This window comes from Guptibacillus hwajinpoensis (assembly GCF_020524165.1).
Lineage (GTDB): Bacteria > Bacillota > Bacilli > Bacillales > Guptibacillaceae > Guptibacillus > Guptibacillus hwajinpoensis_D.
This window is the reverse complement of the sequence record NZ_JAIVKU010000004.1, coordinates 424,100-439,207: the sequence shown is the minus strand read 5'-3', so window position 1 is coordinate 439,207 and position 15,108 is coordinate 424,100. Positions and strand designations below refer to the sequence as shown.

Sequence of the window (15,108 nt, the reverse complement as noted above, 5' to 3'; positions counted from 1 at the left end):
TTATCCCAGCCTTTCGATTAGGTCGTCCATTTTCAATTTATCTTTTCTGTCATTCGTTTCAATTCCGCTTGATACATCAATTCCATCGAGTTGATAGGGTAAGAGTTCTTGCACATTATCTACTTTTACGCCACCCGCTACAAATAATGGAACTTTTTGAACTGCTGCTTCAGCTTGATAAGAGGGGATTGAATCCCAATCAAATCGTTTACCCGTTCCACCCCATTGTCCAGGTAGTTTGGTGTCAACGATATACCCATCTGCTATACCGTCGTACCGTCTCATTTCATTTAAAGAAGATTTGCCATGATGAATCACTTTCCAAATCGTTTTACCTGTCATTTGTTTTACCTTCGCTAAAAATGCAGGTGTTTCATTTCCATGAAGTTGCAGAATATCAAGCGGTACTTCACTTACCGTTTGAGCCAGTTCCTCCAATTCAGGGTTTACAAACACCCCTACAATCTTCATATCATTTAGAGGAGGAAATTCACTTAACCAGTTTTTAACTTGCTCATTCGTGACACGACGTACACTATTCGCAAAAATAAACCCTGCATATGGGACACCGCTCACTCTAACGCTCTCCCAATCCTCCAACGAGCGATTACCGCACAGCTTTAGTTCAGGCTTTCCCATGAACTGTTTCACCAAACAAACGCCTAATTCCTTTTTCATACGTACCATCCCTCATCAAAGCCTCACCCACTAATACAGCTTTCGCACCCGCACTTTTCACATCTTTAATATCTTCATATGTTGAGATACCACTTTCACTTACCATTAAGCTAGATTGGGGAATATGCTTGCTGAGTGAATGCGTTTGTTTCGTCGAGGTTTCAAACGTCGCAAGGTTTCGATTATTCACCCCAATAATGGCGGGAGTAAAGTGGGCCAAAAGTGTTTCAAGCTCTTCTTTTGAATGGACCTCAACTAAGCACTCTAGCCCCAGTTTTGAAGCATACTCATAAAATTCCTTTGTCTTCTCTGCACCAAGCGCCCTTACGATTAATAAAATCGCATCTGCACCAATTCGTTTACTCTCTTCAATTTGGCGTGTATCAATAATAAAATCTTTTCGTAAAACCGGTAAAGACACGTGCTTCTTGACTTCTGTTAAAAAAGCATTACTGCCCATAAAAAAGGATTCGTCTGTCAACACAGATATAGCATCCGCACCTGCTTTTTCATAAGCTTTTGCTACTTCTACAGGATCAAAATTGGCATTAATAATCCCTTTTGATGGAGAAGCTTTCTTTACTTCTGCAATGAGACTTAACTCATGGGTTGGGTTACACAAGCTTTCAATGAACGAAACGTTTGTTACTTTTTCATCTTTTGGCATACTAAATTGTTCCATCTCATCGTGCTTCACTTTAATAATTTGCTCAAGCATGAACATTCAGCTCCTTGTTTGCGCTTAATGCATTTAGTTGTTTTTGACCGAGTCGATTTAAAATGGCTTCTTTCGCCATCTGCACACCGTCTTTAATAGTTTCACATGCTCCTGCAAGATAGAGAGCTGCTCCAGCATTATAAAGGACAATTCCAGTGCTAGCTTCATTTCCTTCGTTATTGAAGATTTGTGCAATTAGATCGGCACTTTCTTTAGACGTGCTTACTACCAAATCTTGCGCTCTACCCGTTGTAAGACCAACATCTTCAGGTGTAAGACGGTACGTCGTAATGTCACCATTCCTTAACTCGACGAAATCTGTATAAGTTGAAATCGAACACTCATCGATTCCTTCTCCCCCCGTAACAAGGAGTGCACGCTCTGTACCAAGACGCTTTAAGGCTTCTGCCATTTTCAATGCCTTTTCATAACTATAGACACCAATCAACTGCGCCTGACTACCAGCCGGGTTTGCTAGCGGTCCGAGGCTATTAAAGACAGTTCTAAAACCAATCGCTTTCCGAGCATTTACAGCGTGTTTCATGGCAACATGGTAGTTTGGAGCAAATAGGAAACACATGTTTTTCTCTTTAAGCGTTGCTACAGCTTCGCCACGACTTGACTGCGTCGGGATGCCAAGCTGATCTAAAACATCCGCACTCCCACTTTTAGAAGACACTGCTTTGTTACCATGTTTTGCAACTTTTATCCCAAGACTTGAAACGAGTATTGCTGAAGCAGTCGATATATTGAAAGTAGATTGCCCGTCGCCTCCTGTCCCACAAGTATCGATCAGAGGTAGCCCGCCATGATCAAGCTGAACAACATGATTCCGAAGAGAACGAACAAATCCTGTTAATTCAGAAACCGATTCGCCTCTCATGTGTAGAATTGTTAAGAAGCTTGCGATTTGGGCATCATTTGCTCTTCCCTCCATAATGACATCCATCACCTGTTCAGCTTCAGTTTCTGACAGGGTATGACCTTCTATCATTCTACTTAATTGTTCTTTAAACATTAAGCTGCTCCTCCTTTTTATCAAAAATCGCTTCAGCTACCTGGATGGCTTTTATTAAGGCGCTCGCTTTATTTCGCGTTTCTTCCCATTCATTTTCTGGAATTGAATCAGCTACAATTCCTGCTCCGGCCTGTACATAGGCCGTTCCATCATGGATCACCATCGTTCGAATTGCGATACATGAATCAATATTTCCATCGAATCCAATATAGCCAATTGCCCCTGAGTAGATGGATCGTGATGTCGGTTCCAGCTCATTTAAAATTTGCATCGCTCGTACTTTTGGAGCACCAGATACAGTTCCGGCAGGGAAGGAGGCGACAACAGCATCTAAACTAGTGAATTGAGGTGCTAAAACCCCCGTTACTTTTGAAATAATGTGCATGACATGAGAAAATCGTCCAACATCCATCAACTGCGGAACCGACACACTTCCATATTCCGCCACTCGCCCAACATCATTTCTAGCAAGATCGACAAGCATGTAATGTTCTGCCCGCTCTTTCTCATCTTGAAGTAATTCTTCTGCAAGTTCGTTATCTTCTTGATCGGTTCTGCCTCGCTTTCTTGTGCCAGCGATGGGGTCGATTTCAATTTTTCCATCCTGAACCTGAACTAATTTCTCTGGTGAGCTTCCAATAATTTCAAAATCATTCATCTTTAAATAAAACATATACGGAGATGGATTAATGACGCGGAGGACCCGGTATAAATCCAAACCACCAATCGTGATATCTTTTTCAAATCGCTGTGATAATACAGCTTGAAAGACATCTCCGTCCTCAATGTAAGATTTGATTTTATTTACATCATTTAAGAATTGCTGCTTTTCATAATTTGATTTAATTTGTGAGAAATCCACTTCATGAGAAGCATCTTCAGGTAGAACCATCACTTCCGATTGGTTTGACTTTGACGAAAGGGTCACGAGCTCTTCCATCACGGAGAAAGCATTGTTGTAAATCTTTTCAACATCCGCTCCTTCTGTTAATCTCGCATGATGACAAACCGTTAATCGTTTTAAATGATGATCAAAGATGACTAAATTCTCACAAACAATGAAATGTACGAGCGGCATCTCTTCATCTCGACCTGGATGAAGGGGAATTTTATCAAACTGACTAACAGCGTCATAACCGATATAGCCAACAGCACCACCATAGAAAGGAAAATCATGATCTGGAAGTTTTGGATTTAGATAGTTAAATAGGGCTTTTACACCTGATTGAAAATCATTTCGTTGAAGAATTTCGTTCCCAGTTGCATCGATAACCACAAAATTCCCTCGTTGTTCAATTAAAGAATAAATTGGATCGACGCCAATAAAAGAGTAACGTGACCATCTAGATTCTTGATCACTACTCTCTAATAAGAAGCTTGCCCGCTTGCCTATATTTTGGAATATTTGTATGGGTGTAGCCGTATCAAGAAAATACGACTTCATAATTGGAATCATGCCAAACTGTGTGGCATCTCTTTGAAAAGAAGAATAATCTGTAGTCAACTTTCTCACCTCTCCATGATTTGTTATGGAGAATGGAAACCTGAGTATTCCGAGGATTTAAAATAAAGTGGTATAACAAATAACAGACGAGAATTGTCTGATTGTTACATATTTAATAAAAGGGTATATAAAAAACCCCCTGAATAACCTCAGGGGGTGTATAGACGTATCCCTCTAAGCTCTCCTCAACTCAACTATCCTATTCTCTGCTCTCTCAACTCATAACACCTAATTATTGCCTCTGCTCTAAACTTATTTCTATACTAGTATGATGATACAAATTTGTCAACTTGCAAGGTCTGGACGGAGTGTCACAGCCTTCTCTAAATAAACATGATTGATTTCTTCCTGGTCACTTGTTGTATTTACGGTCATTAACAATCGAATGCACAGTGGTAGCGCTCCCTGAACAGGGATTTCCGATGAGCAAAGCAACGGAACATTCGACCACCCTTTAAATGCTCGAACTGCTTCAGCAGGAAACACAGCATCTAAATCTCCCGTCATCGTAAACTGAATAGACGCCACCATAGCAGGATCAATTTCATTATGTTCGATTAATTGTTCTAGTAATGTCGTTGTGGCACGAATAATTTCCTCTTTTTCATTAAGGTTAACTGTCGTTGCTCCTCTAATCCCTCGAATCAATGTGCGCCACTCCCTTCTATACTTGACCGAAGCAGTTCAAGGGCATCTTCATCGTCTATCTTCACCTTAACAGGCTGACCAATCTTCTTTAATAAAACAAACTGTAATGTTTTGTTTTCCGCTTTTTTGTCTTTCTTCATACGTTCAACTAACTTGTTGGTACTAAGCTCTTTAGGAACAGCGGTGGGAAGGCCAATTTCTTGAAACCATTTTGTTATTTCATCCATACGAAGCGTGGTTTGGAAATATTCCTCACTTAACTTGAGGGCATAAATCATTCCTATAGCAACCGCTTCTCCATGAGTCATGGTTCCATAACCAAGCTCAGATTCAATTGCGTGACCAAGCGTATGACCAAAATTCAAGTAAGCTCTAATTCCTTTTTCATGCTCATCTTCCTTTACGATAGCGCCCTTCACACTAATGCCCTTCTTAATAATGAATTGAAGCTCTTCATCTGTGTAGTCCTGGACCCTCTTTCCTCTCTTCATTAGCCATTGGAGGAAATGTTCATCATGTATGAGTGCATGCTTGATCACTTCACTAAAGCCTGAACGCCATTCTTGATCTGGTAGGGTTCTTAAACACTCTGTATCAAAAATAACGGCTGATGGCTGATGAAAAGCACCAATTAAATTCTTACCTACTTCATGGTTTATGCCTGTCTTCCCGCCCACGCTTGAATCATGAGCTAATAGCGTTGTAGGAATCTGAATAAAGTCAATACCTCTCATATATGTAGCGGCAGCAAAGCCGGCTAGATCGCCGACTACCCCACCACCAAGAGCAATGATGCAGGATTTTCGATCCAAGTCAGCTTTAAGTAATGCCGTCATTACCTGATGATACATTGCGAAAGATTTCGATCCTTCTCCAGAAGGCACCACAAAAGTTGGGATATCCTCATGCCCTTGAATAGATGATAAATATCTTGCTTCAACCGCTTCATCTGTAACAATGAAAAAACTGGAGTAAGAAGCGTAATCAATCAGCTCTCTCCACTTGTTGCGAATTCCAGTACCGATATATACAGAATAACTACCGCTGTTTGTATTAATTGTTAAACTGTCCATGCTTAAAACTCCCGGCTATAAGTCCTGTAGCGATCAAGCGCTTCTGCAATTTCTTCGATACGATCATGACCAAATTTATCGAGAATCGAGCAAGCGACTTCCCATGCCACTACATTCTCAGCCACAACGCTTGCTGCGGGTACGGCACAGCTGTCGGAGCGTTCAATGCTTGCCTGAAACGGTTCTTTCGAGTCGATATCTACACTTTGAAGTGGTTTATATAGAGTTGGAATTGGTTTCATAACACCTTTGACAACGATTGGCATTCCTGTTGTCATTCCACCCTCAAAACCTCCAAGTCGATTCGTTTTTCGGGTATATCCTTCTGACTCGGACCATTGAATTTCGTCGTGAACTTCACTACCTGGCTTTCTAGCAGCCTCAAAGCCTATTCCAAACTCCACGCCTTTAAAGGCATTTATACTCATGACAGCTCCTGCAATTTTCGCATCGAGTTTACGATCATAGTGAACATGACTTCCAAGACCTACAGGTAAACCCTCAACGATGACTTCTACGATTCCTCCAATTGAATCACCGTTTTTCTTAGCATCATCGATTGCTTCCATCATTTTATTTCCTGCTTCTTCATCTAGACTTCGAACTGGTGATTGTTCTGACACTCGTTGAACCTCTTCAAGAGACAAACCGCCTTCATATTGACTTTCTATGCCACCAATCATCCGAACATGTCCAGCTACGTGAATACCAAGCGTTTTTAGTAGTTTTTTAGCAACTGCACCAGCAGCTACCCTTACCGTCGTTTCTCTTGCGGATGATCGTTCTAACACATTTCGCATATCCCGATGATTGTATTTAATTGCGCCATTTAAATCTGCGTGCCCTGGTCGGGGCCGAGAGATTTGTCGCTTCATATTTTCTTCTTGTTCTTCGGTTAATGGTTCAGCACCCATATAATTCTTCCAGTGCGTCCAGTCTTTATTTTCTACGACAAGTGCAATAGGAGCACCTGTTGATTTCGCATGGCGAACGCCACTTAGAATTTGAACTTGATCCTTCTCTATTTGCATACGGCGACCTCGGCCATAACCAAGCTGACGCCTCGCAAGTTCAGTATTAATATCTTCTGCTAATAGCTCAAGACCAGAAGGAAGTCCTTCTAGTATAGTCGTAAGCTGCGGTCCATGTGATTCTCCTGCTGTTAAGTATCTCATCTCGATCTCCTCCATTATGCTTTGGCGCTTTTACGTACTACTATATCACACCATATAAAATTCGTGTAAGTATTTTTAACTTTTTCAATGATGGTTGGGCATATCCTAACATAATTTAACTAAAAAAACACAAAATTTCATTTCTTTTCTCTAAACATACCTCGATTGCCTCAGCTGTTATATTTCGTTAATGTTGAAGATATAACCTACATTAAGGGAGTGTCTAAATGGAAATCACTAATCTCACAGCTCAATCAATGGCCAAAAAAATAAAAACAAAAGAGATTTCACCAGTGGAAGTTGTTCAAAGTCATCTTAATCGAATTAAACGTTTAAATCCTAAACTGAATTTATTTATCAGTGTATTTGAAGAAGAAGCTTTAGAAGAAGCAAAAGCTTCTGAAAAAGAACTAATCGATACAGGCATAAGAGGACCTTTGCACGGTGTTCCAATCGCATTAAAAGACCTTACATCAGTAGCTGGCCGTCGTACTACGTTTGGTTCTCCACTTTTTAAGGATCACATTCCACAATCAGAGCCGACAATTGTAAAAAGAATTCGAAATTCAGGCGCTATCATTATCGGAAAAACAAATACACCAGAATTTGGGCATAAAGGGACGACAGACAATCTCTTAGCAGGTCCAACAAAGAATCCATGGGACCCTTCTAGAACTGCAGGAGGATCAAGTGGTGGATCTGCTGCTGCAGTAGCAAGCAAGTGCGTTCCACTAGCGGAAGGTAGCGATGGAGGCGGTTCGATTCGCATTCCCTCAAGCCTAAATGGCATTATTGGGCATAAACCTACGTTTGGTCGCGTACCGTTTGACAGTTCTCCTCTCAATCGATTTGGAACGACTCAGCCTTTTGTTCATTATGGACCACTGGCAAGATCAACGGAGGATGCCGCTCTCCTTCTCTCTGTAATGGAAGGCTATCAGCCAAGTGATCCATTTTCGGTTCCAGTTCCAGAGGAAAATTTACAAGAAGAAATGAAATTAGGGGTTAAAGGTAAAAGGTTTGCCTTCACTGAAAATTTTGGATTATATCCATTTGAGAAAGAAATATTAGGACCGTTAGAAGAAGCGATCAGCGTTTTACGTGATCACGGGGCTATCGTAGAAAAAATCCCACTTCAATTTGGAATGAAACTTGAAGAAATGATTACATTCTTCAACAAGATGTGGTATGCAGGTTTGGCAACGGCTTACGGCTCACTTTACGATCGCTTCCCTTCACAATTTAGTCTCTCTGTTTCTCAGATGATTGAATCCGGTAGACAGCTTAGCGCAGTAGAATTAAGAGAGACGGAAACAAAGCGAACGATTATTTGGAACACACTTCAACAAGAATTAGATCGCTATGACGCTATTCTGTCTCCCGTTCTCGGAGTAACTGCTTTTTCACATCAAATCGAAGGTCCGGATACGATAAACGGAAAAGCTGCCGCACCAATCTCTGATTGGATGATGACTCAGTTATATAATTGTACTGGACACCCAGCGATATCGATCCCGGTAGGTACAGCGCCTTCAGGCTTACCCGTAGGTCTACAGGCTGCGACAGGCAAATTCAACGATCGTTTATTGTTTAGGATTGCCTATACACTCGAAAAGGAAATAGGTTTTGACTTTCCAAACATCTAACCATAACCGTTCATTAATCGTTACGAAATATAAAAAGAACCAGACAGAAATCTGTCTGGTTCTTTTTATATATAAGCGCTTTCATTTGTTCCTAAAAAAATTAAACCCACTTAGCAACGGTTTTTGTGTACTCATTTAATTCATTCTCATTAAAAAACAACGCAATTTCACGCTCTGCACTTTCAGGTGAATCCGAACCATGGATCACATTCATACTTACTTGAACACCATAGTCACCGCGAATGGTTCCTGGATTAGCATCTTTAGGGTTTGTTGCCCCCATCATCGTACGAGCAGTAGAAATAACATTTTCACCTTCCCAAACCATCGCGAAGACAGGACCTGATGTAATAAAGTCAACTAGCTCTCCGAAGAATGGACGCTCTTTATGTTCACCATAATGAGTTTCGGCAAGGTCTTTTGAAACCGTCATCAATTTTGCCCCTACTAAATTAAATCCTTTATTCTCAAAGCGTGATACAATTCCACCAATCAAATTACGTTGAACACCATCTGGCTTAACCATTAGAAAAGTTTTCTCCACAAAAATCTCCTCACTTTCAACACTTTGTATGTATAGGGCAGAAACATTTTTCTGCCCTTCAAAATTCTATCAAATATTCGCAAAAATAACAACATTTCCTTCTAATGTTTTCTCTTCCCGATATATTCCGCAATTTGTCTAAGTGATGTTCTTGCTGAAGAAGCAGGCAACTGCTCTAGTTCATAAAACGCTTTTTGAAGGTACCGATCGCTAATCTGTCTGGAATGTTCGATTCCGCCAGATAATTTCACAATAGAAAGAACTTGATCTACCTGCTCTTGAGAAGAATGAACCTCATCTGAAAATACATCCATGATTTTCTTTTTTTCGTTTTTTTGGTTCATTGCATAAAGGACAGGTAGTGTAATATTTCCCTGAAGCAAATCTCCGCCCGCTGGTTTCCCGAGCTGTTTTACGGTTCCGGTATAATCAAGAATATCGTCCGTAATTTGATATGACATGCCAACGTAATAACCGAACTGTTTTAAGTGGAGCTGCTCTTTTTTTGAAGCTCCTGCTGCAACCGCCCCAAGCTCACATGACGTTGCTATGAGAAGAGCCGTTTTTCGTTTGATTCTACGAAAATAATCACGGACATTTTGATCCCAATTAAATTGGTCTTGAATTTGCTCAATTTCCCCAATACTCATCTCTAAAATGGCATGGGATAAAATCCGATTTGCAGCTGGATCTTTTAATTCGGTCACAAGTTCAATGGCTCGAGCAAATATATAGTCCCCTGTATACATTGCTACCCGGTTATCCCATTTTGCTTTTATGGTTTTAGCTCCCCGTCTCATTTCAGCGTCATCAATGACGTCATCATGAACAAGAGAAGCCATATGAATCAGTTCAAGCGCAACCGCAACGTTTTTCATGAGAGGTAAGTTGTAATGACCGAACTTCCCTGAAAGCAAAACGAAAACAGGACGGATTCGTTTCCCTCCAGCTTTTAATAGGTGGTTAGAAGCATCCCTAAGAACGGGATGATGAGCATTTACGGTTTGCTCCAATTCAGTTTCAATAAATGACAAGTCCTTTTTTAAAGAAGCGTATATCGTTTTTAATTTCATGAGATCCACCTAACTGATTTTCACAAAATATCTGTTCTCTTATTAACTGGTTTAAAACCTCTGTGCATCGCTGCAACACCACCAGAGTAAGGCTTCGTATCAACACGGCTGAAGCCATTTTTGAAGAAAAGTTGCTTCAATTCTTCTCGTCCAGGAAACGTGCTGGCTGATTCCTGAAGCCAAGAATATTCATCGTAGCTCTTGGCAAACACTTTGCCAAGTACTGGCATTACGTGCTTAAAATAGCCATAATATACTTGTTTAAAAACTGGAATCGTTGGCTGACTCGTCTCCAGGCAGACCACTTGTCCCCCTGGCTTAACTACCCGATACATTTCTTTAATCACCTGGTTGTAATCCGGGACATTTCTTAAACCAAAACCAATCGTGACGTAGTCAAAAGAATTATCTTCAAACGGTAAATTCATTGCATTTCCATGAATCAGGGTCACATTTTCTTTTTTCTTCTCATTAACTTTTACTTGACCAACTTCAAGCATGTTTTCACTAAAATCAAGTCCTATGGCAGTACCACTTTCACCAACTGCATCTGCCATTGCGATTGTCCAGTCTGCAGTGCCACAACAAACATCAAGTGCAGATGATCCTTTTTGAACATCCATTAGTCTCATCGTATCTTTTCGCCATGCTTTGTGACGTTGAAAGCTAATCACTGAATTCATTACATCATAACGTTTTGAAATCGTTTGAAATACATCATGAACGCGTTCTTCTTTAGATGAAGCCATGCCTTATCCCTCTTCCGCCATTTTCTTTTCCTGAATTCCGGTCATTCCCCAGTTATATTCGAAACGCTCCTGAAATAGCTGATGGAGTTCTGAATGCTGTTGGAGAAGTTGGTCCATCTCTTTTTTTGCATAAGCAATATAAGAATCAAGAACAATTTTTGCTTTGGACACCTGGTTTGTTGATAGTTTCGCACTTTTCACCGATAGAAGGGTCGAAGCAATTTTTTGTATCATAAATGAACCTGATTGAATAATTCCCTGTTTTCTTTCCGTTAAAAGACGATTCATATAGAAGTAATGTGAACCGAAGCTTTTCCAGTTTGAAAGTCCGTAGTGCTCAGCAACTTTTCGTACTAAGATGGACTCAATCTCCTTTAAATTCTCGAACACCGGTTCAATCGCACTATAGTCTGTTTGGTAAAAAGACATCTTTGCTTCGTTAATTTCTTGAATGGCTTCAGAAAGTGTTCGAATAAGCTCGTTATCCTCCCATTTAGAAAGAAGATGATAATACATGCTACTAAAATAATCACCCGCAAGAACGGTTAACTGGCGATTCTTTCGATCGCTTTCATTATCAATCTCTTCAAGTGAAATTAGCTCATGCGTATCAAGCGCAATTTGGACTAGCATGATGGAAAGAAGGGTATCTTGTTTCCTTCTATGTTCGAGCTTAGCTTGTTCTAGCATGCCATAAAACACATATAACTTCTCTTCATCTATCACTGGAAAGTCGATAAATCGAAGTAAATATGAATGGGATAGGCGAGACTGTAGCATGTCTCGAACTCCTGCTATTTTTTTATGTGTGGTTTCCTTCGGATTTGTCATATCCCATACCCCTAACATGTCTTCCAATTAGAAAAAGTGTGCGCCCCGCTTATAAACGGTGAAAGCTCCATTTTCTTCTTTCGTGCACCCATATTCGTAAAGTATCTATTATGTATTCAACCCTAGTATAGCACATTAACCCAAGAGCTAAAACGAGCGGCCCTTGTTTTTAAATGAAAGAAAAGCAGGTTTCGGTGTCCTGCTTTACTCTTCTGTACTTATTTCACCGTGTTCTGTCTGAATCACGGCTTTGCCTCTTACCTTAACGGCAGAAGTATGTTCAGTGAATTGGGCAATCATCACTTCTCCCTTATCTAGTTTCTCAGAATGATGAAACCTTGTATCAGACCCTCTAGTTAACCCAATCACGTTCACGCCATTTTCTAAAGCTTTAATGACAAAAAAATCATTGCTATCGCTTTTCATATCAATCACTCCGTTTAAAGGATTAGCCTTTAATCAAACCGAGCACTTCAGCTCGTGCAGCTGCGTCATTTTCAAACACACCTCTTACTGCCGATGTAACGGTTGATGAACCAGGCTTTTTAACGCCTCTCATCGTCATACACATATGTTCAGCCTCTACAACCACCATGACGCCATGGGGATCAAGGGTATCTACCATTGAATTCGCAATCGTCGAGGTAATCCGCTCTTGAAGCTGAGGGCGCTTTGTAACAGACTCCACAGCTCTAGCAAGCTTACTAAGACCAGTCACCTTACCGCCTTTTGGTATGTATGCCACATGTGCCTTTCCAAAGAAAGGGACAAGATGATGCTCACAAGTTGAATAAAATGGAATATCTTTCACTAATACAAGCTCTTCGTGATCTTCACCGAAGATCGTTTGGAAATGCTCTTTTGGATCTTGATGTAGCCCCTGAAAGATTTCTTCGTACATTCTAGCGACACGTTTAGGAGTATCTAATAATCCTTCTCGATTTGGATCTTCACCAATGGCTTCAAGGATCATTGTCACTGCTTCCTCTATTTTTTCATGATTAACTTCGTACATTGTTCTTACTCCTCCATTCAGGGCCTTTATTACCTATGAAGATTCTAGCACATGGAGAAAAAGTTAGCAAAAAAGAAGAGCCGCATAATGTGCGACTCTTCTTTTGCCCTATGTATTTCTTACTTAACTGCATCCTTAAGGGCTTTACCAGGTTTAAATGCAGGAACCTTACTTGCAGCGATTTCGATTTCTTCGCCAGTTTGAGGATTACGCCCTTTACGAGCAGAACGCTCACGGACTTCAAAGTTACCAAAACCAATTAGTTGAACTTTGTCACCCTCTTGCAAGGATTGCATAATGTTATCAAAAACTGAGTCAACAGCTTTTGTCGCTTCTTTTTTAGAAAGCTCTGCAGATTCTGCAACAGCATTGATTAGATCTGTCTTGTTCATTCTGTTCACCTCCTCTCAAGAGAGATGGATAAATACATTCATTCACTTAATGACCGATATTTATACGTTGCAATGCACGTTTAGTACGTTTGCAAGCCCTATATTATACGAAGATGCGAAAGAATTCAATACGTTTGTGTCGATTTCAACGATTTTTCAGTGTTTTTTTACCTATTATCTGCTATTTATACTATTTGTAAACGCTCTAACAACTACTTTCTTAGTTATCGGTTAATTCGATCAATTCCGTTAATACCTCACAAACGTCCACTTTTCTATATCGCTCGTAAAAACTATATTACCCCTTAAGCAAGTAAAGTTAAACCTTTAAAGTAAAAAATCGACTCCATAAATTGGAGTCGATTTCGTTATAGTATAATCGCAATTAAACCGCCTGAACCTTCGTTAATAATGCGCTCTAACGTCTCTTTTAATTTATAACGTGCATTCTCAGGCATTAAACCAAGTTTTGCCTGAATGCCTTCTCTTACAATTGAATTTAGCGAACGACCGAAAATATCAGAATTCCAAATGGAAAGCGGGTCTTCTTCAAAATCTTGCATTAAATAACGTACAAGTTCTTCGCTTTGTTTTTCGGTCCCAATAATTGGAGCAAATTCGGATTCCACATCCACTTTTATCATATGAATGGATGGAGCAACCGCTTTTAATCTTACACCAAACCTTGATCCCTGGCGGATAATTTCCGGCTCATCAAGACTCATATCTTCGATTGCAGGGGCTGCTATACCGTATCCTGTTTGCTTTACCATACGTAGCGCATCAGACACATGATCATATTCTGCTTTCGCAAATGCAAACTCTTGCATAAGTTGAAGAAGATGATCTTTGCCTCGAATTTCCACGCCCACCACTTCTTTAAGAATCTGATCATAGAGATCCTCTGGTGCATAGAGGTCAATTTCAGCAATCCCTTGACCCATTTCAATTCCAGCAAGACGAGCATCCTGAATAAATTCAAACTCTTCAAATTGCCCTACCACACGATCAACATCGCGCAGGCGCTTAATATCCTTTACCGTTTCTCTCACAGATTCTTCATAATTTTGTCTCAACCAATGATCCTGGTGAAGAACCATCACCCAACTAGGCAAATTCACATTAACTTCTAATACAGGAAATTCGTACAATACTTCTCTCATGACATTGTTAATATCATGCTCCGTCATACTTTCTACACTTAGTGATATCACTGGAATATCATACTTATTCGAAAGATCTCCACGTAAGGCTTCTGTTTGAGGATGATGAGGGTGAGCAGAATTCACAATCATGATAAATGGCTTGCCCACTTCTTTTAATTCTTCAACTACCCGCTCCTCAGACTCAAGATAATCATGACGAGGGATTTCTCCAATTGAACCATCTGTTGTAATCACAACACCAAGAGTAGAGTGTTCCTGAATAACTTTTCTTGTACCAATTTCAGCCGCTTCTTGAAATGGGATAGGTTCCTCATACCATGGTGTATTGATCATTCGGGGGCCGTCGTCATCTTCATACCCCTTAGCTCCAGGTACAGCATACCCAACGCAATCAACAAGCCTAACATTCACATCAAGACCATCTTCTACATGAATTTGAACGGCATGATTCGGAACAAATTTAGGCTCCGTCGTCATAATTGTTCTGCCAGCAGAACTTTGCGGGAGCTCATCTTGTGCCCTAGCTCGATCTGAGTCGCTTTCCATATTGGGCAGGACGATAAGTTCCATGAACTTTTTAATAAACGTTGATTTCCCTGTTCGAACAGAACCTACGACTCCAAGGTATATATCTCCCCCTGTACGCTCTGCGATATCTTTGAAGATATCTACTCTCTCCACGTGATCGCCTCCTGAATTCCGCCTCAAAGGACGAAATGATTCACTCCAGACCGCAGACATTCTTGAACACTACCATTCTATGATGTTGTCCAATAAATATGACATCTTAAAGCAAAAGGATTTGATGCAACAAGTAAACTTTCGCTCCCCTACCGTATAGATCCATAAAAAAGTCCCTCCTCTTTTTAATAGTTGTA

General features: G+C 40.4%; 16 protein-coding genes. 1 reads left to right on the top strand and 15 read right to left on the bottom strand.

The features are described 5' to 3' along the window. The 7 genes from LC090_RS09385 to aroC all read right to left on the bottom strand — a co-directional run bounded on the left by LC090_RS09385 (position 1) and on the right by aroC (position 6,814). On the bottom strand, positions 1-678 hold the full coding sequence (locus LC090_RS09385; RefSeq protein ID WP_226657447.1) for a phosphoribosylanthranilate isomerase: 678 nt from the start codon (positions 676-678) through the stop codon (positions 1-3). After that, positions 626-1,396, bottom strand: coding sequence for an indole-3-glycerol phosphate synthase TrpC (trpC, locus tag LC090_RS09380; protein WP_226657445.1), 771 nt, complete (start codon positions 1,394-1,396; stop codon positions 626-628). Before trpC ends, LC090_RS09385 begins: the two co-directional genes overlap by 53 nt. Beyond that, complete coding sequence (gene trpD, locus LC090_RS09375) at positions 1,389-2,414, bottom strand: anthranilate phosphoribosyltransferase (RefSeq protein WP_226657442.1); 1,026 nt, start codon at positions 2,412-2,414, stop codon at positions 1,389-1,391. Before trpD ends, trpC begins: the two co-directional genes overlap by 8 nt. Further along, positions 2,407-3,918: an anthranilate synthase component I gene (gene trpE / locus LC090_RS09370; protein ID WP_226657439.1), complete on the bottom strand. Its 1,512-nt coding sequence runs from the start codon at positions 3,916-3,918 to the stop codon at positions 2,407-2,409. The genes trpD and trpE overlap by 8 nt, the downstream gene beginning before the upstream one ends. A gap of 285 nt (positions 3,919-4,203) precedes the next feature. Further along, on the bottom strand, positions 4,204-4,566 hold the full coding sequence (gene aroH, locus LC090_RS09365) for a chorismate mutase (protein ID WP_226657436.1): 363 nt from the start codon (positions 4,564-4,566) through the stop codon (positions 4,204-4,206). Continuing rightward, positions 4,563-5,639: a 3-dehydroquinate synthase gene (aroB, locus tag LC090_RS09360; RefSeq protein WP_226657434.1), complete on the bottom strand. Its 1,077-nt coding sequence runs from the start codon at positions 5,637-5,639 to the stop codon at positions 4,563-4,565. Before aroB ends, aroH begins: the two co-directional genes overlap by 4 nt. A 2-nt stretch (positions 5,640-5,641) precedes the next feature. Beyond that, a complete protein-coding gene (aroC, locus tag LC090_RS09355) occupies positions 5,642-6,814 on the bottom strand; it encodes a chorismate synthase (protein ID WP_226657431.1) in 1,173 nt (390 codons plus the stop codon). Positions 6,815-7,041: 227 nt separating this feature from the next. Here aroC and LC090_RS09350 point away from each other — a divergent pair, with 227 nt between their 5' ends. Next, a complete protein-coding gene (locus LC090_RS09350) occupies positions 7,042-8,460 on the top strand; it encodes an amidase (protein WP_226657429.1) in 1,419 nt (472 codons plus the stop codon). A gap of 100 nt (positions 8,461-8,560) precedes the next feature. On the opposite strand, the gene ndk is transcribed toward LC090_RS09350, so the two are convergent. From ndk to spoIVA, 8 genes are all read right to left on the bottom strand, one after another. Next, positions 8,561-9,004: a nucleoside-diphosphate kinase gene (gene ndk, locus LC090_RS09345; protein WP_226657426.1), complete on the bottom strand. Its 444-nt coding sequence runs from the start codon at positions 9,002-9,004 to the stop codon at positions 8,561-8,563. A 101-nt stretch (positions 9,005-9,105) separates the two neighbouring features. Then, positions 9,106-10,077, bottom strand: a complete 972-nt coding sequence (gene hepT / locus LC090_RS09340) for a heptaprenyl diphosphate synthase component II (RefSeq protein WP_226657423.1) — start codon at positions 10,075-10,077, stop codon at positions 9,106-9,108. 20 nt (positions 10,078-10,097) lie between these two features. After that, positions 10,098-10,826, bottom strand: coding sequence for a demethylmenaquinone methyltransferase (locus LC090_RS09335; RefSeq protein ID WP_226657421.1), 729 nt, complete (start codon positions 10,824-10,826; stop codon positions 10,098-10,100). A 3-nt stretch (positions 10,827-10,829) separates the two neighbouring features. Next, on the bottom strand, positions 10,830-11,657 hold the full coding sequence (locus LC090_RS09330) for a heptaprenyl diphosphate synthase component 1 (RefSeq protein WP_226657418.1): 828 nt from the start codon (positions 11,655-11,657) through the stop codon (positions 10,830-10,832). Positions 11,658-11,861: 204 nt separating this feature from the next. Further along, positions 11,862-12,083 carry a trp RNA-binding attenuation protein MtrB gene (gene mtrB, locus LC090_RS09325; protein WP_098443979.1) on the bottom strand — a complete coding sequence of 74 codons (222 nt, stop codon included), beginning with the start codon at positions 12,081-12,083 and terminating at the stop codon, positions 11,862-11,864. 22 nt (positions 12,084-12,105) lie between these two features. Beyond that, positions 12,106-12,672: a GTP cyclohydrolase I FolE gene (gene folE / locus LC090_RS09320; RefSeq protein WP_226657415.1), complete on the bottom strand. Its 567-nt coding sequence runs from the start codon at positions 12,670-12,672 to the stop codon at positions 12,106-12,108. A 119-nt stretch (positions 12,673-12,791) separates the two neighbouring features. Then, the gene (locus LC090_RS09315) at positions 12,792-13,064 is read right to left on the bottom strand and encodes an HU family DNA-binding protein (protein ID WP_048309232.1); all 273 of its coding nucleotides are present in this window, start codon (positions 13,062-13,064) and stop codon (positions 12,792-12,794) included. A 368-nt stretch (positions 13,065-13,432) separates the two neighbouring features. Beyond that, positions 13,433-14,911: a stage IV sporulation protein A gene (gene spoIVA, locus LC090_RS09310; protein ID WP_159782853.1), complete on the bottom strand. Its 1,479-nt coding sequence runs from the start codon at positions 14,909-14,911 to the stop codon at positions 13,433-13,435. Between the last annotated feature and the right edge of the window lie 197 nt (positions 14,912-15,108).

Coding starts and splice junctions, on each gene's coding strand:
- aroB (WP_226657434.1), bottom strand. CDS start 5,639: ATGGACAGTTTAACAATTAATACAAACAGCGGTAGTTATTCTGTATAT.
- LC090_RS09335 (WP_226657421.1), bottom strand. CDS start 10,826: ATGGCTTCATCTAAAGAAGAACGCGTTCATGATGTATTTCAAACGATT.
- trpD (WP_226657442.1), bottom strand. CDS start 2,414: ATGTTTAAAGAACAATTAAGTAGAATGATAGAAGGTCATACCCTGTCA.
- LC090_RS09330 (WP_226657418.1), bottom strand. CDS start 11,657: ATGACAAATCCGAAGGAAACCACACATAAAAAAATAGCAGGAGTTCGA.
- LC090_RS09315 (WP_048309232.1), bottom strand. CDS start 13,064: ATGAACAAGACAGATCTAATCAATGCTGTTGCAGAATCTGCAGAGCTT.
- mtrB (WP_098443979.1), bottom strand. CDS start 12,083: ATGAAAAGCGATAGCAATGATTTTTTTGTCATTAAAGCTTTAGAAAAT.
- trpC (WP_226657445.1), bottom strand. CDS start 1,396: ATGCTTGAGCAAATTATTAAAGTGAAGCACGATGAGATGGAACAATTT.
- folE (WP_226657415.1), bottom strand. CDS start 12,672: ATGTACGAAGTTAATCATGAAAAAATAGAGGAAGCAGTGACAATGATC.
- LC090_RS09350 (WP_226657429.1), top strand. CDS start 7,042: ATGGAAATCACTAATCTCACAGCTCAATCAATGGCCAAAAAAATAAAA.
- LC090_RS09385 (WP_226657447.1), bottom strand. CDS start 678: ATGAAAAAGGAATTAGGCGTTTGTTTGGTGAAACAGTTCATGGGAAAG.
- hepT (WP_226657423.1), bottom strand. CDS start 10,077: ATGAAATTAAAAACGATATACGCTTCTTTAAAAAAGGACTTGTCATTT.
- aroC (WP_226657431.1), bottom strand. CDS start 6,814: ATGAGATACTTAACAGCAGGAGAATCACATGGACCGCAGCTTACGACT.